Annotated in this window: 20 protein-coding genes and 2 tRNA genes; 6 read left to right on the top strand and 16 right to left on the bottom strand. The window is 62.8% G+C overall.

The window, feature by feature from the left end; genetic code table 11:
* Nucleotides 1-5 precede the first annotated feature (5 nt).
* Nucleotides 6-1,649 (top strand): VRR-NUC domain-containing protein, encoded by a 1,644-nt coding sequence (locus KT882_RS12760; protein WP_228896031.1) that lies wholly within the window; start codon nt 6-8, stop codon nt 1,647-1,649.
* Entirely contained in the window at nt 1,646-3,913 is a 2,268-nt protein-coding gene (locus KT882_RS12755; RefSeq protein ID WP_228896029.1) for a helicase C-terminal domain-containing protein, read from the top strand. Before KT882_RS12760 ends, KT882_RS12755 begins: the two co-directional genes overlap by 4 nt.
* Before the next feature lie 4 nt (nt 3,914-3,917).
* Here the strand turns inward: KT882_RS12755 and KT882_RS12750 are convergent, their stop codons facing one another.
* The 7 genes from KT882_RS12750 to KT882_RS12720 all read right to left on the bottom strand — a co-directional run bounded on the left by KT882_RS12750 (nt 3,918) and on the right by KT882_RS12720 (nt 8,971).
* Nucleotides 3,918-4,553 carry a hypothetical protein gene (locus KT882_RS12750; protein WP_228896027.1) on the bottom strand — a complete coding sequence of 212 codons (636 nt, stop codon included), beginning with the start codon at nt 4,551-4,553 and terminating at the stop codon, nt 3,918-3,920.
* Nucleotides 4,550-5,302 (bottom strand): LytR/AlgR family response regulator transcription factor, encoded by a 753-nt coding sequence (locus KT882_RS12745; protein WP_161072152.1) that lies wholly within the window; start codon nt 5,300-5,302, stop codon nt 4,550-4,552. Before KT882_RS12745 ends, KT882_RS12750 begins: the two co-directional genes overlap by 4 nt.
* 2 nt (nt 5,303-5,304) lie before the next feature.
* On the bottom strand, nt 5,305-6,381 hold the full coding sequence (locus tag KT882_RS12740; protein ID WP_161072153.1) for a sensor histidine kinase: 1,077 nt from the start codon (nt 6,379-6,381) through the stop codon (nt 5,305-5,307).
* A 15-nt stretch (nt 6,382-6,396) separates the two neighbouring features.
* Entirely contained in the window at nt 6,397-7,116 is a 720-nt protein-coding gene (locus tag KT882_RS12735; protein ID WP_228896025.1) for a LiaF transmembrane domain-containing protein, read from the bottom strand.
* A complete protein-coding gene (locus tag KT882_RS12730; protein WP_161072154.1) occupies nt 7,103-7,477 on the bottom strand; it encodes a LiaI-LiaF-like domain-containing protein in 375 nt (124 codons plus the stop codon). Before KT882_RS12730 ends, KT882_RS12735 begins: the two co-directional genes overlap by 14 nt.
* Before the next feature lie 194 nt (nt 7,478-7,671).
* Nucleotides 7,672-7,833, bottom strand: coding sequence for a hypothetical protein (locus KT882_RS12725; protein WP_187358675.1), 162 nt, complete (start codon nt 7,831-7,833; stop codon nt 7,672-7,674).
* Nucleotides 7,834-8,089: 256 nt separating this feature from the next.
* Entirely contained in the window at nt 8,090-8,971 is an 882-nt protein-coding gene (locus tag KT882_RS12720) for a LysR family transcriptional regulator (RefSeq protein WP_161072155.1), read from the bottom strand.
* A gap of 121 nt (nt 8,972-9,092) precedes the next feature.
* Here KT882_RS12720 and KT882_RS12715 point away from each other — a divergent pair, with 121 nt between their 5' ends.
* The 3 genes from KT882_RS12715 to KT882_RS12705 all read left to right on the top strand — a co-directional run bounded on the left by KT882_RS12715 (nt 9,093) and on the right by KT882_RS12705 (nt 12,156).
* Nucleotides 9,093-9,629 carry an FxDxF family PEP-CTERM protein gene (locus KT882_RS12715; protein WP_161072156.1) on the top strand — a complete coding sequence of 179 codons (537 nt, stop codon included), beginning with the start codon at nt 9,093-9,095 and terminating at the stop codon, nt 9,627-9,629.
* 110 nt (nt 9,630-9,739) lie between these two features.
* A complete protein-coding gene (locus KT882_RS12710; RefSeq protein ID WP_407682047.1) occupies nt 9,740-10,783 on the top strand; it encodes a type II asparaginase in 1,044 nt (347 codons plus the stop codon).
* Between the two features lie 251 nt (nt 10,784-11,034).
* Nucleotides 11,035-12,156 carry an HFCD family protein gene (locus KT882_RS12705; protein ID WP_228896021.1) on the top strand — a complete coding sequence of 374 codons (1,122 nt, stop codon included), beginning with the start codon at nt 11,035-11,037 and terminating at the stop codon, nt 12,154-12,156.
* Nucleotides 12,157-12,163: 7 nt separating this feature from the next.
* Here KT882_RS12705 and KT882_RS12700 read toward each other — a convergent pair.
* The 6 genes from KT882_RS12700 to KT882_RS12675 all read right to left on the bottom strand — a co-directional run bounded on the left by KT882_RS12700 (nt 12,164) and on the right by KT882_RS12675 (nt 17,484).
* Nucleotides 12,164-12,240, bottom strand: a tRNA-Arg gene (locus tag KT882_RS12700).
* 80 nt (nt 12,241-12,320) lie between these two features.
* A tRNA-Pro gene (locus KT882_RS12695) sits at nt 12,321-12,397 on the bottom strand.
* 71 nt (nt 12,398-12,468) lie between these two features.
* Nucleotides 12,469-13,818 carry a phosphoglucosamine mutase gene (glmM, locus tag KT882_RS12690; protein WP_161072159.1) on the bottom strand — a complete coding sequence of 450 codons (1,350 nt, stop codon included), beginning with the start codon at nt 13,816-13,818 and terminating at the stop codon, nt 12,469-12,471.
* 17 nt (nt 13,819-13,835) lie between these two features.
* Entirely contained in the window at nt 13,836-14,669 is an 834-nt protein-coding gene (gene folP, locus KT882_RS12685) for a dihydropteroate synthase (RefSeq protein ID WP_161072160.1), read from the bottom strand.
* A gap of 74 nt (nt 14,670-14,743) precedes the next feature.
* A complete protein-coding gene (gene ftsH / locus KT882_RS12680) occupies nt 14,744-16,627 on the bottom strand; it encodes an ATP-dependent zinc metalloprotease FtsH (protein ID WP_161072161.1) in 1,884 nt (627 codons plus the stop codon).
* Nucleotides 16,628-16,815: 188 nt separating this feature from the next.
* Nucleotides 16,816-17,484, bottom strand: a complete 669-nt coding sequence (locus KT882_RS12675) for an RlmE family RNA methyltransferase (RefSeq protein WP_161072162.1) — start codon at nt 17,482-17,484, stop codon at nt 16,816-16,818.
* 43 nt (nt 17,485-17,527) lie between these two features.
* Between KT882_RS12675 and KT882_RS12670 the strand changes: the two genes are divergently transcribed.
* Nucleotides 17,528-17,995: a YhbY family RNA-binding protein gene (locus tag KT882_RS12670; RefSeq protein ID WP_161072163.1), complete on the top strand. Its 468-nt coding sequence runs from the start codon at nt 17,528-17,530 to the stop codon at nt 17,993-17,995.
* Between the two features lie 111 nt (nt 17,996-18,106).
* Here the strand turns inward: KT882_RS12670 and KT882_RS12665 are convergent, their stop codons facing one another.
* From KT882_RS12665 to carB, 3 genes are all read right to left on the bottom strand, one after another.
* Nucleotides 18,107-18,559 (bottom strand): DUF4149 domain-containing protein, encoded by a 453-nt coding sequence (locus KT882_RS12665; protein WP_161072164.1) that lies wholly within the window; start codon nt 18,557-18,559, stop codon nt 18,107-18,109.
* Complete coding sequence (greA, locus tag KT882_RS12660) at nt 18,559-19,035, bottom strand: transcription elongation factor GreA (RefSeq protein WP_132137431.1); 477 nt, start codon at nt 19,033-19,035, stop codon at nt 18,559-18,561. The genes KT882_RS12665 and greA overlap by 1 nt, the downstream gene beginning before the upstream one ends.
* A 96-nt stretch (nt 19,036-19,131) precedes the next feature.
* A complete protein-coding gene (gene carB / locus KT882_RS12655) occupies nt 19,132-22,350 on the bottom strand; it encodes a carbamoyl-phosphate synthase large subunit (RefSeq protein WP_228896019.1) in 3,219 nt (1,072 codons plus the stop codon).

Genomic DNA, 22,350 nt, shown 5'->3' with positions numbered 1-22,350 from the left:
TTGCAATGATCAGAGTTCTGGAAAACGAGTTTTATTACCTGGATAACTTCCACCAGGTTCTGCAGTGGATAGGCGAGCGCTACGACGACTTGCTCACTGCCGAGGAACGCGCTTTCCTCTCCCACTTCCCCGCCCTGCCCCGCGCCTCGCGCGCGCTGTTCGTGCGCATGGTCATGCGCAAAGGCGAACTGTTCCGCGCCAGCAAGCTGGTCTACGCCGAAATCGGCTGCGCGCACGAGGCGGCGCGGCCGCTGGCCGAGCTGGGCTGGATAGACGCCGACCCGGTGCTTACCCTGGAGCAGCTGTTCGCCCTGCTGCAAAAGCCCGAAATTGCGCGCGTGTTCCAGCTGGCCGGACATGAGAAAAACGCGCGCAAGCCCGAACAGCTGGCCGCACTGCGCGAGCGCCACGAGGGCGCGCACCGCTTCTCGGCCTGGTGCGGCCAGGCTTTCGACCATGTCTACCAGGTGCTGGCGCAGCCGCTGTGCGACCGCCTGCGCCTTATCTTCTTCGGCAACTACCACCAGGACTGGTCGGAATTCGTGCTGTCCGACCTGGGCGTGTACAAATACGAAAAGGTGGAGTTCTCGCCCTCCGCGCGCGGCTTCCGCAGCCGGCGCGACATCGACGACTACCTGGCCCTGCACCACTGCCGCGAACGCTTTACCGAAGGCGAAGATCCGCAGGAGGTGCTGCGCGCGCTGCCGCCCGCCATCGCCGGCAATGAATGGCTCAACAGCCGGCGCGACAAGCTGCTGTTCCAGATGGCGCAGCACTTGGAAAAACAGCAGGACTGGAACGGCGCGCACGGCATCTACGCGGCCTGCGCCTATCCGGGCGCACGGGCGCGCGCCATCCGCGTGCTGGAGAAAAGCGAGCAGGCCGGCGCCGCGCACGCGCTGCTGCTGCAAGCGCTGGCGCAGCCCGAGAGCGAGCACGAACGCCAGCAACTGCTGCGCATGCTGCCGCGCCTGCGCCGCAAGCTGGGCCATCCCAAGCCGCCCGCCGCCCAGCCCGCGCCCGTGGTGCGGCTGGACCTGACGCTGCCCATGCCCGAGGGGGAATGGTGGGTGGAAGGCGTGGTGCGCGACCACCTGGCGCGCGAGGAAGCGCCGGTGTACTACGTGGAAAACGCGCTGATCAACTCCCTGTTCGGGCTGCTGTGCTGGGACGCCATCTTCACCAGCATTCCCGGCGCCTTCTTCCATCCCTTCCACCATGGCCCGGCCGACCTGCACAGCGCCGACTTCCAGCGCCGCCGCGCGGCGCAGTTCGCCGCCTGCCTGGGCCAGCTGGACGACGGCGGCTACCAGGACACAATACGGCGCAACCTGCTTGCCAAGGACGGCATCCAGTCGCCCTTCGTCTACTGGGGCGCGCTGGACGCGGAGCTGGTGGACCTGGCGCTGGCCTGCATCCCGGCGGCGCACCTGAAGAAATGGTTCGAGCGCATCCTGCTCGACATCAAGGCCAACCGCAGCGGCTTCCCGGACCTGATCCAGTTCTGGCCCGCCGAACGGCGCTACCACATGATAGAAGTGAAAGGCCCGGGCGACCGCCTGCAGGACAACCAGCTGCGCTGGATCAGCTACTGCGCCGAACACCAGATGCCCATCACCGTCTGTTATCTGCAATGGGCGGAGGGATGACGGCCGCCTACACCGTGGCCGTGCGCGCGCTGTGCGAGTTCACCGCCAAGGCGGGCGACCTGGATCTGCGCTTCACGCCCACGCCCACCGCACAGGAAGGCATCGCCGGCCACGCGCTGGTGGCCTCGCGCCGCAACGACAGCTACGAGAAGGAAGTGAGCCTTTCCGGCGAATTCGGCCCGCTGCGCGTGCGCGGCCGCGCCGACGGCTACGACCCGCAGCAAAACCAGCTCGAAGAAATCAAGACCTTCCGTGGCGACCTGGCGCGCATGCCGGACAACCATCGCCAGCTGCACTGGGCGCAGCTGAAAATCTACGGCCACCTGCTGTGCCAGTCGCGCGGCCTCGACACGGTGCGCCTGGCGCTGGTGTATTTCGACGTGGGCAGCCAGAAGGAAACGCTGATCACCGAACAGGCCGATGCGGACAGCCTGCGCGCCTTCTACGAACTCCATTGCGGCCGCTTCCTGGCCTGGGCCGAACAGGAGATGGCGCACCGCGCGCAGCGCGACGCCGGCCTGCAGGCCATGCGCTTTCCGCACGCCGGTTTCCGCCCCGGCCAGCGGCAACTGGCGGAAGCCATGTACAAGGCCAGCACGCGCGCCTGCTCCCTATTGGCGCAGGCGCCCACCGGCATAGGCAAGACCGTCGGCAGCCTGTTCCCGCTGCTCAAGGCCAGCGCGGAGCACAAGCTGGACAAGGTGTTCTTCCTGGCCGCGAAAACCTCCGGCCGGCGCATGGCGCTGGACGCGGTGGAAACCATACGCGCATCCGCCCCGCTGCTGCCGCTGCGGGCGCTGGAACTGGTGGCGCGCAATACGGCCTGCGAACATCCGGACAAGGCCTGCCACGGCGAGTCCTGCCCGCTGGCGCGCGGCTTCTACGACCGTCTGCCCGCCGCCCGCAGCGCCGCCCTGTCGTCTCCGTCGCCCGTGCTCGACAAGGCCGCCGTGCGCGAAATCGCGCTGGCGCACCAGGTCTGCCCCTACTACCTGGGCACCGAACTGGCGCGCTGGGCCGACGTGGTGGTGGGCGACTACAACTACTACTTCGACATCAGTGCCATGCTGTACAGCCTGACGCTGCAGAACGACTGGAAAGTGAGCGTGCTGGCGGACGAGGCGCACAATATGGTCTCCCGCGCGCGCAAGATGTATTCGGCCGAACTGGAACACGCCGGCCTGCGCATGCTGCGCAAGACCGCGCCCGAGGCGCTGAAAAAGCCGCTCGACCGCGTGCATCGCCAGTGGAACACGCTGGAGAAGGAACAGGATGGCGAGTACCAGGTCCACACCTCGCTGCCCGAAAAATTCATGGCCGCGCTGCAAACGGCGGCCACCGCCATCGGCGAGTACTACGCAGAGCATCCGGCCTATGTGGATGAAGACCTGCAGCGCTTCTACTTCGACGCCTCCGGCTTTATGCGCCTGGCGGAGAGCTACGGCCAGCATTCGCTGTTCGACATCACCGTGAGCGGCGCCGGCACGCGCAGCAACTCCGTGCTCTGCCTGCGCAACATCGTCCCCGCGCCTTTCCTGAAGCCGCGCTTCGAGGCAGCCCACTCCACTGCGCTGTTCTCGGCCACGCTCAGCCCCTGGAACTACTATTGCGACACGCTGGGCATGCCGGACAACACCGCCTGGGTGGACGTGGAGTCGCCCTTTATCGCCGAGCAGCTGTCGGTGCGCCTGGCCGGCCACATCTCCACCCGCTACCAGCACCGCGACCGCTCATTGGCGCCGATAGCGGAGCTGATGGGCGAGCAGTACCAGCGCCAGCCCGGCAACTACCTGGCCTTCTTCAGCAGCTTCGACTACATGGAAAAGGCAGCCGCGCTGTTCGCGGAACGGCATCCGGGCGTGCCGGTGTGGCTGCAAACGCGGCGCATGGACGAAGCGGGCCGCGAGCAGTTCCTGGCGCGCTTCAACGCGGCCAGCAGCGGCATCGGCTTCGCGGTGCTGGGCGGTTCGTTCGGCGAAGGCATAGACCTGCCGGGCGCGCGCCTGATCGGCGCCTTTATCGCCACGCTGGGACTGCCGCAGCTCAATCCGGTGAACGAGCAGATCCGCCAGCGCATGGACGCCATCTTCGGCTCGGGCTACGACTACACCTATACTTATCCCGGCATGCAGAAGATCGTGCAGGCGGCAGGCCGCGTGATCCGCACCGAGAGCGACCGGGGCACGGTCTACCTGATCGACGACCGCTACGCGCGGCCCGAGATCCAGGCGCTGCTGCCGTCCTGGTGGCGCATAGAACAGTAGCGCATCAGCAGCGGGCCGCCCACGCCGTGAGCTCGCGAGCGCGTTTGCGCACCGTGATGACGGCGCTGCCGCCACGGTCGCTCACATAAGTCAGCTGGTAGAACTGGTCGGGCGTCACGTCGATCGCGGTGAGTTCGAACTTGTGGGCGCGCTGCGGTGCGCATTGCGTGTTGCCCGCAAAGAGCAGGCGCGCGCTTTGCAGCAGCGGGCCTTGCTGCTCCAGCACCGTCACGATGTCGCGGTCCCCCAGCGGCTGTTTGAGCAGCACGCGCTGGGGCGACACGCCGCAGTCGGACGAACGGTCCAGCCACACATGCTGGCGCTGCGCCCCGATTTCGCTCCAGCGCTGCGTCTTGGCGTCGTACACGTAGCCGTCGCTCCGGGCCAGGCACAAGCGCCAGGCGGCGCGCTGCGGCGCGCTCTCGGCCCACGCCGCCACGTTCCAGTCGCGCGCGCCCTCGCTGCGCCGCACCTCGTAGCTGGCCTTGAGCACCGCCCCGCCTGAATGCTGGCTGAACCATGTTTCGAAGGATTTGATCTCGGCGGCGCTGGGCTCGCGGGTTTCGGCCAACGCCGCGCCATGCCAGGCCAGCGGCCCGGCCAGCGCCAGCACGCGGAGGAAGTTGATAGTCCGCTTCATTGGATCACGCTGCGCACTTTCTGGTAACCGCTGCGGCTGATCGGCAAACGGGTGCCGTCCTTCAGTACCGCCACGTGGCTATCCTTGCCCGCCTGCTCGATGCGGCTCATGCATTCGATATTGAGCAGGTAGGAACGGTGTATGCGCAGGAACTTGTCCGCCTCCAGCTGGCTCTCCAGGTCGGAAAGGCGCTGGTTCTTCAGGTAGGACTTGCCCTCGGTGCGGATCTGCACGTAGTCGTCCTGCGCTTCGATGTAGTCTATCTTCTCGGCCGCGATCACGTGCACCTTGGCGCCGTCGCGTATCAGCACGCGGCCCAGCGGCTTGTTGCGGGCCGCCGCGTCGCGCACCACCTCGTCCAAACCCTCCTGCGCCACCGGCTGCGCATCGCCGACCTTGGCCAGACTGGCGCGCGCATGGGCCAGCGCCTGGTCGAAACGCTGCTGGCTGAAGGGCTTGAGCAGATAGTCCAGCGCGTGGTACTCGAAAGCCTTGATGGCGTACTGGTCGAACGCGGTGGCGAACATGAAGCGGCATTTGCCGGCGGCCAGCTCGGCCACTTCAAAGCCGTCCAGCTTGGGCATCTGGATGTCCAGTATCGCCAGGTCCGGCTCCAGTTCCGTGATGGCCTTGACGGCTTCGAAGCCGTTGGCGCATTCGGCCACCACTTCCACGTCCGCATGTTCCGCCAGGTACTCGCGCACCACGCCGCGCGCCAGTGCCTCGTCGTCCACTATGATAATGCGCATTGCTATCCTTCCTTGGTTTCTGCCGGCATGGTGATCGCCACGCTGAATACGGCGCCTGTACGCGCCCAGTGAATGCCGGCCTCGTGCCCGTAGGCGCAGGCCAGTCGCTGGCGCACGTTCTCCAGCCCTATGCCGTTGCCGTCCTTTGCAGCGCCGGACGGCGTGTCTTCATCCACCGCGTTGTCCACGCTGATGTGCAGCAGCGTGCCCGCGCGGCGTGCAGCCACCTTGATCCAGCCGCCTTCGGGCAGCTGGGCGATGCCGTGCTTGACGGCGTTTTCCACCAGCGGCTGGATGATCATGGGCGGCACCAGGCAAAAGCCTGCGCCGTCCTCCATCTCCTCCAGCAACGACAGGCGTTCACCGAAGCGGACTTTTTCTATCGCCAGGAAGTGGCGTATCAGCGCCATCTCCTGCTCCAGCGCCACCTTCTTGTGCGCTTCCATGCTCAGGCTCTGGCGGAAGAAACCCGCCAGCTGCAAGGTCATTTCGCGCGCGCCTTTCGGGTTCTGCGAGGTCAGCGCGCTGATGGAGTTCAAGCTGTTGAACAGGAAGTGGGGATCTATCTGGGTGCGCAGCATGCGCAGCTCGGCGTCCTGCGCCATCAGGCGCGATTGCAGCTCGCGGTGCTCGGCGCCGCGCGCCCTTTCGAATTCGGTCACCAGGTAGTTGATCGCGGCGAGCAGGCCATACAGCAGCACGCCCAGGCCGGAAATCAGTATCGCCATTTGCGGCGTGAACTCGATGCCGGCCCATGGCGCGTCCAGCAGGCGGCAGGCTTCGTTCCAGCCGCGCACCACCACGCTCCACAGCAGCGTGGACACGATGGCGGCCGCGCCCAGCGCCAGCAGCACATTGGCCGCGCCGCGCTCGGCCAGCGGATAGGCGCGGCACAGATAGTAGGCGGAGAATCCGGCGCTGGCCGCGTACACCAGCGTCACCGGTATCGCGAAGATCAAGGCGTTGGGCCAGGCGGCATCCTCCACCGCCACCGTCACGCCGCCCAGCGCCGCGCCCAGGAACAGCCAGACCATCAGGTACAGCGCTGCGCCCCGCCGGCTGGAAATCACGCCTTGCATTGTTGCGCCGGCCCTTTAGTTGCGCACTTCCAGGCCGCCCATGATGGCGTAGCCCCGGATGATCAGGCGCTTGCCGGCATCCTTGTTCGGGATGGTTTTCTCGCTGAAGCCGCCCAGCAGCGGTGTGCCCTGCAGGCTGACGGTCCAGTCGTCCGGCACCTTGATCTCCACGCCGCCGCACAGGGCGAACACGTTCAGCACGGCCTCGCCTTGCATATTGGCGTGGCGCAGGTCCAATTGGCAGCCGCCCATGATGGCGGTCACTTCGCCGCCGCGGAAATCGGTGGTGGTGATGCGGCGCTCCATGCCGCCCAGGATGGCCGTAACGCTGATTACGCTGTCGTCGCCGGCCTGCTCGCCCTGCTTGCCGAACTTGTCGAAGAACTGCGCAGGCATGCGGTTGTGGCTGGACTTGAAGATCACCATCAGGCCCACGCCTATCAGCACCAGCGGCCCCAGCGTGCGCCAGCTGATATACACCAGGCCGGTGCTTTTCAGGATCAGCGCCACGCCGAAGGCCAGCAGAAAGCCGCCGACAATACGGCCCCGGTTGTCGCCGGCCTGCGTCAGCTTGAGCGAGCCGGCCAGTATCAGCAGCACGGGCCAGAACTGCAGCGTGTAATCAAAATCGAGGATGCCGAAATTTTCGAGCAGGAACAGGCAGCCGAGGGCGATGACCGCCACGCCGATCAGGATCTGGCCGGCTCCGTGTTGTGGACGATTATTTTCCATCATAGTGCTCCTTGTTCGATACGAAGTAGTTTTCCAGCAGCGGTTTCAGCACCAGGGTAACGCCCCACATAATCAGCAGCAGCGGCCAGCTATTGCCGAAGGTCAGACCCCAGATATGTTCGAAGGAGCAGTAGAACCAGGCGCCGAAGAAGATGTGCGAGAAACCGTCCAGCACCAGCTTCACATTGGTCGGCGGCACCAGGTTGCTCAGGCCGGCCACGACCAGCAGCGCAGGCCAATAGCGCCAGATGGTGCCCCAGTGCAGTGCGCCGCTGCGGTCCAGCAGAAAAGCGACGCCCACGCCGGTGAGGATAATGCCCCAGCTTAGCTGTTTGCGCCAGTGTTGCCCGTTCTCGTTGCTCATCACCGCCTCCGTTTGAATGTGTGATGTAACAATACGGGGGAAGCGGGGGCGGCGATACCGCAATTCGGCGAACGGCGGGCAGCTACCGGTGAATGACGCCGTTTTCAGCGAATGGCGAAAATCGGGACGAACAAAAGGGTTCGGACCTTGCGGTGCGAACCCGGTGGATGAGACGGAGAATGTGCAGCGGCGGTTCAGAGGCGGTCGCCGGCGCTCATTTTCTGGTCATACATCATCAAGCCCCAGCCTAGCTGGCGGCGGATTTCCTCCGGCGTGGGAGGCGGTTGGACGTCCTGCGAGCGGCGTTCGAGATACTCGCGGACCACGTACTTCGATGGATGATTTGCCTGTGTCATGATGGCCTCCCAGTTTTTGCTTCGCTGTAGCTTCGAATTGGTGCCGGTACTCGAGGCGGCCGGCTAACCTGCTGAATGGCTACGGCGCTGCGCTTGATTCGCGGCGCCATGCACTTATCACGCAAGTCCATAGTAGTCCCGCGCGCCGGGAGGCACAGTACGTTAACGCACACTGGACGCACGGATTCTTTGAGACAGGTCAAAACCCTGTAGGATCAAGCGCCGTAAGGGGCGGTGCGAATTCTTACACGCGCTCTCAGAGCTTCTTTTGCAGGAATTCGAGGAAGCAGCTGATACGTTGCGAGAGCTGCGTATTGCGGTAATAGACCGCGTGAATCTGCTGCCGGAAGCCGGTGGAGTGCTGCTCCAATACCTTGACCAGGCGGCCGGCGGCGATGTCGGCGCGCGTCATGAAATCGGACAGGCAGACGATGCCCTGCCCGGCCAGCGCAAGCTGGCGCAAGGTCTCGCCGCTGGACGCAGCCAGCGCCGGCGTCACCTGCAAGGAGTTGCCGGCAGCATGGCGCAGCGGCCAGACGTTGCCCAGTTCGTATTGCGCGAAACCGAGCAGCTCGTGCCGCGCCAGGTCCTCCGGCGTGGCGGGCTCGCCGTGCCGCGCCAGATAAGCCGGGCTGGCCAGCACATGCAACGGGCTGGAACTGAGCGCGCGCGCATGCAGCGTCGAATCGCTCAGCGCGCCAATGCGGATGGCGATATCGGTGCGGTGCTCGATCAGGTCTGCAATCTGGTCGTTGCTGGTAAGTTCCAGGCGAATGTCCGGATACAGCGCGCGGAACTCGGCTACGTGGGGCACCACGCAATGCAGCATGAAGGGCGAAGCGGCGTCCACGCACAGCCTGCCGGCCGGCTTCTGGCGTCGGATGCGGATGGTTTCTTCGGCCTCTTCCATGGCGGCCAGGATGGCGCGCGCCTGTTCCAGGAATAAATGGCCCTCTTCCGTCAGCTCCATGCGGCGCGTGGTGCGCGTGAGCAAGGTCGTGGCCAGCTTCTCCTCCAGCCGCGCCAGCGCACGGCTCACGCCCGAGGTGGTCTGGCCCAGATGCACCGAGGCGGCGCTCAGGGTGCCGCTATCGACCACCGCCACGAAGATTTTCAGGTCGTCCGAATTGATATCCATGCCGGATTATAGACCGCGCACATTACATAGTTGAATTAACTCGGCCAAGCGGACTGATACATTGAAGTGCTTATCAAAGCGCAAAGATTGGCATATTTCCCACACGCACAAGGAGAGTCTTATGAACAATGCTATCTGCGGCAAGGCCATCGCTGCCCTGCTGCTGTCCGCCGGTTTGCTCGCCAGCACCACCGCCCGCGCCGGCTTGCTGGAATTCGACGGCCAGGGCAACGCCGTGTTCGGCGTGACGCACGAAGCGCCCGGCATCTACACGGACGAGTTCGTATTTTCCCTGGAGGGCGAGGAGCACTACTATGCTTCCGGCAGCGCGGTTCCAGGCTATTCCTTCTTCAACAATACGCTGTCGGCCAACTACTGGATCACCGGGGTCCAGATCTTCAGCCAGAACTCCGACAGCAGCCGCACCTATCTGCAAACGCTCACCTCCCATGACGGCCCCACCGTTTTCTATCCCTTCAACCACCTCACGCCCGGCAACTATGGCTTCATCATCAGCGGCCGCACCCTGCAAGCGGGCTCAGGCGGCTCCTTCGCGGGCAATTTCAATATCTCCCCCGTGCCGGAACCGGCGACCTACGGCATGCTGCTGGGCGGCATGGCGGTAATCGCGTTTGCAGTCCGGCGCCGGAAATCCTGAAAAACTGACAACGGGCGGCGAGATTTGTTACCATCGCCGCTTGTCAGTTCAACAGGAGAGAAAAAATGCTGCATCAAAAGACGGCCCAATTCATGGCCGCGGTATTTGGCATGTTCATTATTGCCACGGCCCAGGTTCATGCCCAGGACGCGGCCAAGCCCAAACTCGCCAATGTGACCATCCTGGCGACAGGCGGCACCATCGCAGGCAGCGGCGCGACGTCCACCACCACGGTCGGCTACACCGCCGCCACGGTTGGGGTACAGCAACTTATCAAGGCCGTGCCGGAACTGGCAAACGTGGCCAACGTCAGCGGCGAACAGGTATTCCAGATCGCCAGCGAAAGCATGACCAATGAACACTGGCTGACCCTGGCCAAGCGCGTCAATGTGCTGCTGGCTCAAAACAGCGTGGACGGCATTGTTATTACCCACGGCACCGATACGCTGGAAGAAACCGCTTATTTCCTAAACCTGGTGGTTAAAAGCCGCAAGCCGGTCGTATTGGTCGGCGCCATGCGCCCCTCCACCGCCATGTCCGCCGACGGCCCAATCAATTTGTATAACGCCGTACTGCTGGCAGCCGATCCATCCGCCGCAGGCAAAGGCGTGCTGGTAGCCATGGGCGACCAGATTCATGGCGCGCGCGATGTGAGCAAAACCAATACCTCCACTCCGGACGCATTTAAAACCACCGAATTGGGCATGCTAGGTTATATCCAGGGCAGCAAGCCATACTTTTATCGCGTATCGACCCGCAAGCACACCGTTGATAGCGAATTCGATATTTCCAACCTGAGCGCACTGCCGCAAGTGGATATCGTTTATGGCTACGCCAATATGAATACCGTGGCGCTGGACGCATTTATTGCAGCAGGCGCCAAAGGCATTATCCACGCCGGCACCGGCGACGGCAGCGTTGCCGCCAAAGTAAAACCAGGCTTGGTTGCCGCGCGCAAGGGCGGCGCTATTATCGTGCGCGCCAGCCGTGTAGGCCAGGGCATTCTGGCCCGTAATGGCGAAGCCAATGACGACGAACTGGACTTCGTGGTGGCGGACACGCTGAATCCACAAAAAGCACGCATCCTGCTGATGCTCGCGCTGACCAAAACCAATAGCACCAAGGAATTGCAGCGCATATTCTATAACTACTAAGCCTCGCAGCTCAGTGATCAGGCCTTCCCATCCGGGAAGGCCTTTTTTTGTTGCCCAGTACTAAACCGCAACTTTCCGCACCAGCCCTGCCCACGCCCAGATCGCGCCAAAGATTAGCTTATTCACACCAATTCCTGGCAGGGACGCCACAGGCGGACCACCTGCAACAAGGCGCCCAGCCCCGCACGCTTGCATTGCTTGACACTGGCAGCTTGAGTGATACCATGAGGCAACACCCTATCGAGTTCGCCATGCATACCCAAATCCAGACTGAGCGCCATATCGCCACGCCACATCGGGCGTTATTCACGCCCTGGACGGACGTGTTATTACTGGGCGGCGGCTCCGTTGCGGCGCTATTCCTATTTAAACTGCTGCACCTCGGCGCGGAAAGCGTCGCGCAATTGGCTATTGTGATGCTGATACTCGCCAATTTCGTCAATCATCCGCATTTCGCTTATTCCTACCAACTGTTTTATGGATCGTGGAAAGAGGTTAAAAATGGCGGCATGCCAGCGGATTTGACGAAACGCTGGTGGCTTGCGGGATTTATCGCACCAATTGCATTAATCCTGGCATTAACCGCTGGCGCACTGCTCTGGCTGAATGGACAACCATTGGCGCTCGGCGTCTGCCTTAATCTGATGGGATTGCTGGTCGGCTGGCATTATGTGAAACAAGGCTTTGGCATGGCGATGATGGATGCTGCTTTCAAAAAGCGCTATTGGCCTGCCACCACACGGAAGGCCATGCTGATGAATGCCTACGCTTGCTGGGTAGCCGCCTGGACGCTGGGAAACAGCACGCAAATCGCCAAGGACTTGTGGGGAATATTGGGCATTCCTATGAATGTTCCCGGCTTTATCACCATTATCGCTTGTACGATTGCAGGCGGCACCACGATCTGGTTCGTGCTTGAGGTTTATCGCGCCATTAAACAATGGCAGGCGCAGCAATTAAACTGGAAACAGCTGCCGATAGCCGGACTAACCGCCTATCTCGTCACGCTCTATATCTGGATGGGATTGATCAGCCTGGATGCGGCCTTCGTGTTGACCATCCCCTTCTTCCATTCGCTGCAATATCTGACCGTTATCGGCCGTTATAAAGCCAACGAAGCCGCTTCGGGCGGCTGGTCCAGGGGACAGTTGCTGAGCTTTGTACTGGCCGGCGCCGTACTGGGCGCGATCGGCTTCTGGGTGCTCCCCGGCGTGCTGGACTATGCCCGCACCGGCGCCCTGCCCAAGCTTGGCGGCACCGCGCTGGCCGTCGCCTGCTGCTGGATCTTCATCAACGTCCATCATTATCTGATCGACAACGTGCTGTGGCGCCAGGGAAATCCCAAGGTGAAGAAGTATTTGTTTGAGGCGTGAAGATGGTTGGCCTGCCCAGCTGGGTTCGAACCAGCGACCCTCAGCTTAGAAGGCTGATGCTCTATCCAACTGAGCTATGGGCAGTCAGGGTATTTGATGCCGGCAGAAAAACTCTGCGGAAATGAAAAACGGGCTGTCTTTCGACAGCCCGTCTTATACGTTCTTGGTCGGAGTACAAGGATTCGAACCTTGGACCCCCTGGTCCCAAACCAGGTGCGCTACCGGGCTGCGCTACACTCCGATGAACGTATTATAGGCCCTGGCCCCCTATGGCGTCAATGAAACGGCGGAAAAGTTTCAACTGATTAATACTTAGGCAGCGAGCTTGGCCTCTACTTTGTCGGCGATGCGGCGGGCGCAGCTTTGCGCGGCGGCGGCGTCGCGCGCCTCTACCATCACACGGATCAGCGGTTCGGTGCCGGAGGCGCGTATCAGCACGCGGCCGCTGTCGCCCAGTTCGCGCTCCACGGCTTCCTTCTCGGCCACCATGGCGGGATTCTTCTGCCAGTCGAAACCGGCCGGCACGCGCACATTGATCAAAGTCTGCGGGAACAGCACCAGCTCGGCTGCGCACTGCTCCAGCGACTTGCCGCTGCGCTTGAGCGCGGACAGCACTTGCAGCGCGGACACGATGCCGTCGCCGGTGGTGTGCTTGTCCAGGGCCAGCAGGTGGCCGGAGCCCTCGCCGCCCAGCAGCCAGCCGCGCTCCTGCATCACTTCCAGTACGTAGCGGTCGCCCACCTTGGCGCGCGCGAAGGGGATGTTTTTGTGCTTGAAGGCCACTTCCAGGGCCATATTCGTCATCAGCGTGCCGACGGCGCCGGCTACCGGGCCGGTGGCGCAGCGGTCCATCACCATCACGTACAGCAGCTCGTCGCCGTTGTAGAGGCGGCCCTTGGCGTCGCACATGATCAGGCGGTCGGCGTCGCCATCCAGCGCGATGCCGAGGTCGGCGCCCTGCTCGACCACCGCGGCGGCCATGGCGGCCGGCGCGGTGGCGCCAAAGCCGTCGTTGATGTTGTAGCCGGATGGCTTGTTGCCGATGGCGATCACTTCCGCGCCCAGTTCATGGAACACGTGCGGCGCGATGTTGTAGGCGGCGCCGTGGGCGCAGTCGACCACCACTTTCAGGCCGCGCAGGTCCAGCGCGTTGGGGAAGGTGCTCTTGCAGAACTCGATGTAGCGGCCTTGCGCGTCGTCCAGGCGCTTGGCGCGGCCCAGCTTCTCGGGCGCCACGCATTCCATCGGCAGGTCCAGCTGGGCTTCAATGTCCAGTTCCACCGCGTCGGGCAGCTTGGCGCCCTGGTCGGAGAAGAACTTGATGCCGTTGTCCTGATACGGGTTGTGCGAGGCGGAAATGACCACGCCTGCCTGCAGGCGCAGCGCGCGCGTCAGGTAGGCAATGGCGGGGGTCGGCATGGGGCCGGCCAGCATCACGTCCACGCCGGCGGCCGCGAAACCGGCTTCCAGCGCGGCCTCCAGCATGTAGCCGGAGATGCGGGTGTCTTTGCCGATCAGCACGGTCGAGCGGGCCGTGCCGCTCATGTTCTTGACCAGCACTTTGCCTGCGGCGTAGCCCAGGCGCATGACGAAGTCGGGGGTGATGGGCGCGACGCCCACCAGGCCGCGGACGCCGTCGGTACCAAAATATTTACGTGCCATGTCGGATCTCTTTATCGTTAGTTTGCCGCTTGCCATACTTTCAGCGCATCGACGGTTTCTGCCACGTCGTGCACCCTGACTATCTGCGCGCCATGCGCCACCGCCGCCAGCGCGCCGCCTATGCTGCCGGCCATGCGCTGCTCGACCGGCTTGCCGGTCACCGCCCCTATCATGGACTTGCGCGACAGGCCTGCCAGCAGCGGCACGCCCAGTTCTTCCACCATGCGGCGGCCAGCCTTAATCAAAGCATAATTATGCTCGACAGTCTTGCCAAAGCCAAATCCCGGATCGATCCAGATGCGACCTGGATCAATACCGGCGCCAGTCAGTGCGGCGATGCGCTCGCGCAGGAACTCCGTCACCTCGCTCACCACGTCAGTGTAATCGGGCTGCTCCTGCATGGTGGCCGGTTCGCCGCGCATGTGCATAATACACAACGCACAGTCGCTGTCGCGCACGGCTGCGATGGCGCCCTCGGCGCGGAAACCGTTGATGTCGTTGATCATGTCCACGCCGGCCAGTACCGCTTCGCGCATGACGGCGGGCTTGTAGGTGTCCACCGAAATGGCCTTGCCGCAGTCGCGCAGCGCGTAGACCACGGGCATGACGCGGCGCAGCTCGTCCTCCAGCGTGACGGCCGGAGCGCCGGGGCGGCTCGATTCGCCGCCGATGTCGATGATGTCCACGCCCTGCTCTATCATCTGCTCGGCGTGGGCAATGGCGAACTCCAGCGAGGCGTGCTGGCCGCCGTCCGAGAAGGAATCCGGGGTAACGTTGAGGATGCCCATGACCAGGGCGCCTGCGGGATGCAGCGGGAGGTTGAAACGGCCGAACGGGATAGTCTGTCGCATAAAACTGGTAAAGGGGGTAAAAAGTAAAAAAGGGCGAGGATCGCTCCTCACCCTTTCATTCTGGCACGCGGCGCTTAGGCCGGGGCGGTGGCGCTGCTAGGCGTTGCGCCGGGGCCGTCGCCGCTAGGCTGCTTGCGCAGCGTGACGCCGGCTTTCGGCGGACGCGGCTCGATGCCCGCCATGATGTCGTTGATCTGGTCGGCGTCGATGGTTTCCCATTCCAGCAGCGACTTGGTCATCACTTCCACCTTGTCGCGGTTTTCTTCCAGCAGCTTGCGGGCCAGCGCGTATTGCGTGTCCAGGATGTTGCGGATTTCCGCATCCACCTTCTGCTGCGTGGCTTCCGAAATGGTCTTGTTGGTGCCGCCCATGAAGCCTTCGTTCTGGGTGTCCTCGTAGACCATGACGCCCAGCGCGTCGGACATGCCGAAGCGCGTGACCATGGAGCGGGCCAGCTTGGTGGCCCGCGAGAAGTCGTTCGAGGCGCCGGTCGACATCTGGCCGACGAAGATTTCCTCGGCAATACGGCCGCCGAACAGGATGGAAATCTCTTCCAGCATCTTGTCCTTGTAGCCGGAGATGTTGTCGTGCTCGGGCAGCTGCCAGGTCAGGCCCAAGGCCCAGCCGCGCGGCATGATGGTCACTTTGTGCACCGGATCGGCCTTCGGCAGCAGCTTGGCCACGACGGCGTGGCCGGACTCGTGGTAGGCCGTGTTGCGGCGCTCTTCCTCGCGGATAATCATGGACTTGCGTTCCGGACCCATGAAGATCTTGTCTTTCGCGTCCTCGAAGTCCTGCATGTCGACCAGGCGCTTGTTGCGGCGCGCGGCGAACAGGGCTGCTTCATTGACCAGGTTGGCCAGGTCGGCGCCGGAGAAGCCGGGGGTGCCGCGCGCCAGGATGTCGGCCTTCACGTCGGTGCCGATAGGCACTTTGCGCATGTGCACGTTCAGAATCTGTTCGCGGCCGCGGATGTCCGGCAGGCCAACGGAAACCTGGCGGTCGAAACGGCCCGGACGCAGCAGCGCCTTGTCCAGCACGTCGGCGCGGTTGGTCGCCGCCACGACGATCACGCCGGAGCTCGCTTCAAAGCCGTCCATCTCAACCAGCAGCTGGTTCAGCGTCTGTTCGCGTTCGTCGTTGCCGCCGCCCATGCCGGCGCCGCGATGGCGGCCGACAGCGTCGATCTCGTCGATGAAGATGATGCAAGGCGAATGCTTCTTGGCGTTCTCGAACATGTCGCGCACGCGGCTTGCGCCCACGCCGACGAACATTTCCACGAAGTCCGAACCGGAAATCGAGAAGAACGGCACTTTGGCTTCGCCGGCAATGGCGCGCGCCAGCAGGGTTTTACCGGTGCCCGGAGGACCGACCATCAGCACGCCGCGTGGAATGCGGCCGCCCAGTTTCTGGAATTTGGTGGGGTCTTTCAGGAAGTCGACGATCTCGGTCACTTCCTCTTTGGCTTCGTCGCAGCCGGCCACATCGCCAAAGGTGACGGTGTTGTTGGTTTCATCGAGCATGCGCGCCTTGGACTTGCCGAAGGAGAACGCGCCGCCCTTGCCGCCGCCCTGCATCTGGCGCATGAAGAAGATCCACACGCCGATCAGCAGCAGCATCGGGAACCAGGACACGAACACCTGCTGCAGGAACGATGGTTCCTCAGGCGGTTTCACGTCGAAATGCACATTGTTGTCGCGCAGGTCGCCGATCAGGCCGCGGTCCAGGTAGGTGGACGTGGTGCGCACCTTGCTGCCGTCGTCCTTGGTCGCGGTGATGACGTTGCCTTCAATGACGACGTCCTTGACGCGCCGGCCTTTTACGTCATCCAGCAAATCGGAATAAGCAATGGTCTTCGAACCAGCGGCCGTGCCATGATTCTCGAATTGCTTAAACAGCATGAATAATAGCAGGGCAACGACTACCCAAATGGCTGATTTGGAAAACATGTTATTCACGAAAACTCCTTGAATGCGGGGCGCATCTTTGACCGATAGCTAGAAATCCGATTTTACTCGCAATACCGCCAACCGTGCCATAAACCTGCCCCGTACGGTGCACAAATCCGGCGTGCACCTGCCGCGAAGAGACGCAAAGCCGCTCCTCAACGCAAGATTTGCGGCCGGGACCGCAAATATCAAGGGCTTTACACTATGGGATTGGACTTATTTTCCACCGGATTTTTCAATCCGCGGCCCAGCAGGAAGATTTCCGACGATTTATCGCGGCTGGCCTTGGGCTTTTTCTGCGTCACGGTCTTGAACTCGGCGCGGAATTTCTCGTACACCGAGTTGAAACCCATGTCCTTGAAGCATTTGACCAGCAGCGCGCCGCCCGGTTTCAGGTGCAGCTGCGAAAATTCGATGGCCAGGTCGATCAAATCCTCCATGCGCGCCGAGTCCGCCGTGGCGATGCCGGACAGATTGGGCGCCATGTCGGACAGCACCAGGTCGCATTTGCGCCCTTGCAACACTTCGCCCAGCTGCTCCAGGATCTCGATCTCGCGGAAGTCGCCTTGTATAAAATGCATGTCGGCAATCGGCTCCATGGGCAGCATGTCCAGCCCTATCATGGTGCCGTTGATGCCGCCGCCCTCCTTGCCGGCCAGCTTGCGCCGGACGTACTGGCCCCAGCTGCCGGGAGTGCAGCCCAGGTCGACGATCACCTGCCCTGGTTTGACCAGATTCTCGTCTTCATCGATCTCCTTGAGCTTGTAAGCGGCGCGGGCGCGGTAGCCATCTTTCTGCGCTGCTTTCACGTAAGGATCGTTAATATGGTCATGCAACCAGTTTTTGTTTAATTTCTTCTTCTTCATTCGCGTAGAATACTGCCTTTAGAGAACCACCGAAAATAATATTATGATCAAACTCACTCCCGTTGAACGCGCCGCCCTGCGCGCCGAGGCCCACGGCCTGAAACCTGTCGTCATGATAGGCGAAGCGGGCTTGACGCCTGCCGTCATCAAGGAAATCGAACTGGGCCTCGACGCCCACGGCCTGATCAAGGTCCGCGTGTTCGGCGACGACCGCGAAGCCCGTGCCGGCATGTACGACACCATCTGCGAGGAGCTCAAAGCGGCTCCGGTGCAGCATATCGGCAAACTGCTGGTCCTGTACCGTCCGAAAAAGGAAGTGGAAAAGGAACGCAGCGGCAAGGTCGGCAAGGGCATGCGCATGGTTACCATCGTGAAACCTAGCGCCAGCGGCACCAAAAAGCCGTCGGTCAGCAAGGTCTTGCTGAAGGGAAATGAACGCGTTACCGAAGGCGGCACCATCAAACGTGCCAAGGTACGCCAGAAGAGCACCAAGAAGTCGTCGCTGGCTTGAGCCGGTGTGGCGGGTTACGGTGCTGCCCACCTAACCCGCCCTACAGGCCGCGCTCTGCGTAGGGCGGGTTAGGCGCAAGGCGCCGTAACCCGCCACGCAGCAAATTTCAATTCACTGCTTTAAGACCAGCCAGCCCGCCAGCAGGCTCTGGATCAGGTAGATGCCGCTCGACACACCGTGCAGCATGCCGAAACGGCTCTTCATGGCCGACTCCATCACACCCGCCGGCCCCGCCGCGGCGCGCAGCTCGGCCATCATCGGCTGCAGGCCGAAGTGGCTCACCACCGTGCACATCACCATCAGGACGATAATCGCCAGCACCGTGCGGCGGCGCTGTCCATCCCATTCCGGCGTGCCGCGCCACAGCAACAGCAGCATGGCCAGGCCGCAGCCCAGCGACAGCATGGCCATGGCGTGGAACATGCTGCCGGCGATGGTGCCGGCCAGCACGCGGTCGCTCAGGGTGGCGAACAGCGTGGGCGCCACCAGGTAGCCCACCGCCCACAGGCTGCCGGCCCACAGGACGGCTACCAGCAAACGCAGCTTGGGCAGCAAGCTCCGCATCAGATGTAGCGCACTTCCAGGATTTCGTATTCGCGCGGGCCGGACGGCGCCTGCACTTCCACCACGTCGCCGGCCGACTTGCCGATCAGCGCGCGGGCGATCGGCGAGGTCACCGACACTTTGCTCAGTTTCAGGTCGGCTTCATCCAGGCCGACGATCTGGTAGGTCACCTTGGCGCCCGATTCCAGGTCTTCCAGGTCCACGGTCGACGCGAACACCACGCGGCCTTCCGCGTCCAGCTGGGTAGGATCGATGATCTGCGCTGCGCTCAGCTTGCCTTCCAGTTCCGCGATGCGGCCTTCCACGAACGCCTGGCGCTCCTTGGCGGCATCATACTCGGCGTTTTCGGACAGGTCGCCATGCGAACGCGCTTCGGCGATCGCGTCGATCACGATGCGGCGCTCCTTGGTCTTCAACTGGTGCAGCTCCTCCTTCAGGAGTTCTGCGCCGAATTTGGTCAATGGAACTGAAGTCATATTTGTCTCTCTAGGTTACGAAAAGCACAGAGCCCGCGCCATGCATCGGCGCGGGCTCTGTGTCAGCGATTTGGATTGCGTATCGCTTAAAGGAGCTTAGTGTAAGGTTTTATGCAGACCTTGTAAATCGTACACACGCAACTCGTCCAAATGGCGGATACCGGCCACGGCCGCTTCGGCGCCGGCGATGGTGGTGTAGGTTGTCACGCGGGCCGCCAGCGAGGAGGTACGGATGGCGCGCGAGTCCGTGATGGCGCTGCGCTTTTCTTCCACCGTGTTGATCACCAGCTTGATCTCGTGGTTCTTGATCATGTCGACCACGTGCGGACGGCCTTCGGCCACCTTGTTGACCGCCGTGACCGGCACGCCGGCCGCCGAGATCACCGCTGCGGTGCCCTTGGTGGCCACCAGGGTGAAGCCCATGTCGACCAGGTCCTTCGCCACTTTCACGGCGCGCGGCTTGTCCGACGCTTTCACCGACAGGAAGACCTTGCCCGACTTCGGCAGATTCACGCCGGCGCCCAGCTGCGATTTCACGAAGGCTTCGCCGAAGGTCATGCCCACGCCCATCACTTCGCCGGTCGATTTCATCTCAGGGCCGAGGATGGTGTCCACGCCGGGGAATTTCACGAACGGGAACACGGCTTCCTTGACGCTGAAGTAAGGCGGCACGACTTCCTTGGTGATGCCTTGCGATTCCAGGGTCTGGCCGACCATGCAGCGCGCGGCGATCTTGGCCAGCTGCAGGCCGGTCGCCTTGGACACGTAGGGCACGGTGCGCGAGGCGCGCGGGTTCACTTCCAGCACGAACACGACGTCCTTGCCATCCTGCTTCTGGATGGCGAACTGCACGTTCATCAGGCCCACCACGTTCAGGCCCTTGGCCATCAGCGAGGTCTGGCGCTTCAGTTCGTCGATGGTCTCCTGCGACAGCGAGTAAGGCGGCAGCGAGCAGGCCGAGTCGCCCGAGTGCACGCCGGCTTGTTCGATGTGCTCCATCACGCCGCCGATAAAGGTGGTCACGCCGTCGGAGATGCAGTCCACGTCGCACTCGATGGCGTCGTTCAGGAAGCGATCCAGCAGCACCGGCGAGTCGTTCGACACCTTGACCGCTTCGCGCATGTAGCGCTCCAGGTCGCGCTGCTCGTGCACGATTTCCATCGCGCGGCCGCCCAGCACGTAGGAAGGACGGACCACCAGCGGGTAGCCGATTTCCTGCGCCAGCGTCAGCGCTTCGGCTTCGGTGCGCGCGGTGCGGTTTGGCGGCTGGCGCAGGCCCAGGTCCTGCAGCAGCTTCTGGAAACGCTCGCGGTCTTCTGCGGCGTCGATCATGTCCGGCGAGGTGCCGATGATAGGCACGCCGTTGGCTTCCAGGTCCAGCGCCAGCTTCAGCGGGGTCTGGCCGCCGTACTGCACGATCACGCCCACCGGTTTTTCCAGCGCCACGATTTCCAGCACGTCTTCCAGGGTCAGCGATTCGAAGTACAGGCGGTCCGAGGTGTCGTAGTCGGTCGACACGGTCTCCGGGTTGCAGTTGACCATGATGGTCTCGTAGCCGTCTTCGCGCATCGCCAGCGCCGCGTGCACGCAGCAGTAGTCGAATTCGATGCCCTGGCCGATGCGGTTAGGGCCACCGCCCAGCACCATGATCTTTTTCTTGTCCGACGGGTTGGACTCGCATTCCTCGTCGTAGGTCGAGTACATATAGGCGGTGTCGGTCGAGAACTCGGCGGCGCAGGTGTCCACGCGCTTGTACACCGGACGGATGTTCAGCTCGTGGCGCTTGTTGCGCACGGCGGTGTCGGTGGTCTGCAGCAGGAAGCCCAGGCGGCGGTCCGAGAAGCCCTTCTGTTTCAGCTTGTACAGCGTGGTCTTGTCCAGGTTGTCCAGCTTCTGCGTGTCCAGCCACAGTTCCAGGTCCACGATCTCCTTGATCTGGATCAGGAACCATGGGTCGATCTTGGTCAGGTTGTGCACTTCTTCCAGCGTGAAGCCCTGGGCGAATGCGTCGCCCACGTACCAGATGCGCTCAGGACCAGGCTCTCCCAGTTCCTCTTCGATCTTCTCGCGGTCGCGGGTTTTTTCGTTCATGCCGTCCACGCCCACTTCCAGGCCGCGCAGGGCTTTCTGGAACGATTCCTGGAAGTTGCGGCCGATAGCCATCACTTCACCGACGGATTTCATCTGGGTGGTCAGGTGGTGGTCGGCGGTCGGGAACTTCTCGAAGGTGAAGCGCGGCACCTTGGTCACGACGTAGTCGATCGAAGGTTCGAACGAGGCCGGGGTTGCGCCGCCGGTGATCTCGTTGCGCAGCTCGTCCAGCGTGAAGCCCACGGCCAGCTTGGCCGCCACTTTGGCGATCGGGAAGCCGGTGGCTTTCGACGCCAGTGCCGAGGAACGCGATACGCGCGGGTTCATCTCGATGACGATCATGCGGCCGTCGGCCGGGTTGATCGAGAACTGCACGTTGGAGCCGCCGGTGTCCACGCCGATCTCGCGCAGCACTGCCAGCGAGGCATTGCGCATGATCTGGTATTCCTTGTCGGTCAGCGTTTGCGCAGGAGCGACGGTGATGGAGTCGCCGGTGTGCACGCCCATCGGGTCCAGGTTTTCGATCGAGCAGATGATGATGCAGTTGTCCGCCTTGTCGCGCACCACTTCCATCTCGTACTCTTTCCAGCCCAGCAGCGATTCTTCAATCAGCAGCTCGTTGGTCGGCGAGGCTTCCAGGCCGCGCTTGCAGATGGCTTCGAATTCTTCTTCGTTGTAGGCGATGCCGCCGCCGCTGCCGCCCATCGTGAAGGACGGACGGATGATGGTGGGGAAGCCCACTTCGCGCTGCACCGCCCACGATTCTTCCAGCGAGTGCGCCACGCCGGAACGGGCCGAGCCCAGGCCGATCTTGGTCATCGCGTCCTTGAACTTGGCGCGGTCTTCGGCCTTGTCGATGGCTTCCGGGGTGGCGCCGATCAGCTCGACCTTGTACTTGTCCAGCACGCCGTGGCGGTGCAGGTCCAGCGCGCAGTTCAGCGCGGTCTGGCCGCCCATGGTCGGCAGGATGGCGTCCGGCTTTTCCTTGGCGATGATTTTCTCGACGACTTGCCAGGTGATCGGCTCGATGTAGGTCACATCGGCCATTTCCGGGTCGGTCATGATGGTGGCGGGATTGCTGTTCACCAGGATGACTTTGTAGCCTTCTTCGCGCAGGGCCTTGCAAGCCTGTGCGCCGGAATAGTCGAACTCGCAGGCCTGGCCGATGATGATGGGGCCGGCGCCGATGATCAGAATACTTTTAATGTCTGTACGTTTTGGCAT

Origin of the sequence: Pseudoduganella aquatica, from assembly GCF_020865585.1 — a bacterium.
GTDB lineage: Bacteria > Pseudomonadota > Gammaproteobacteria > Burkholderiales > Burkholderiaceae_D > Rugamonas > Rugamonas aquatica_A.
The sequence above is the reverse complement of the archived record's forward strand: the minus strand, read 5'-3'. Positions and strand labels throughout refer to the sequence as shown.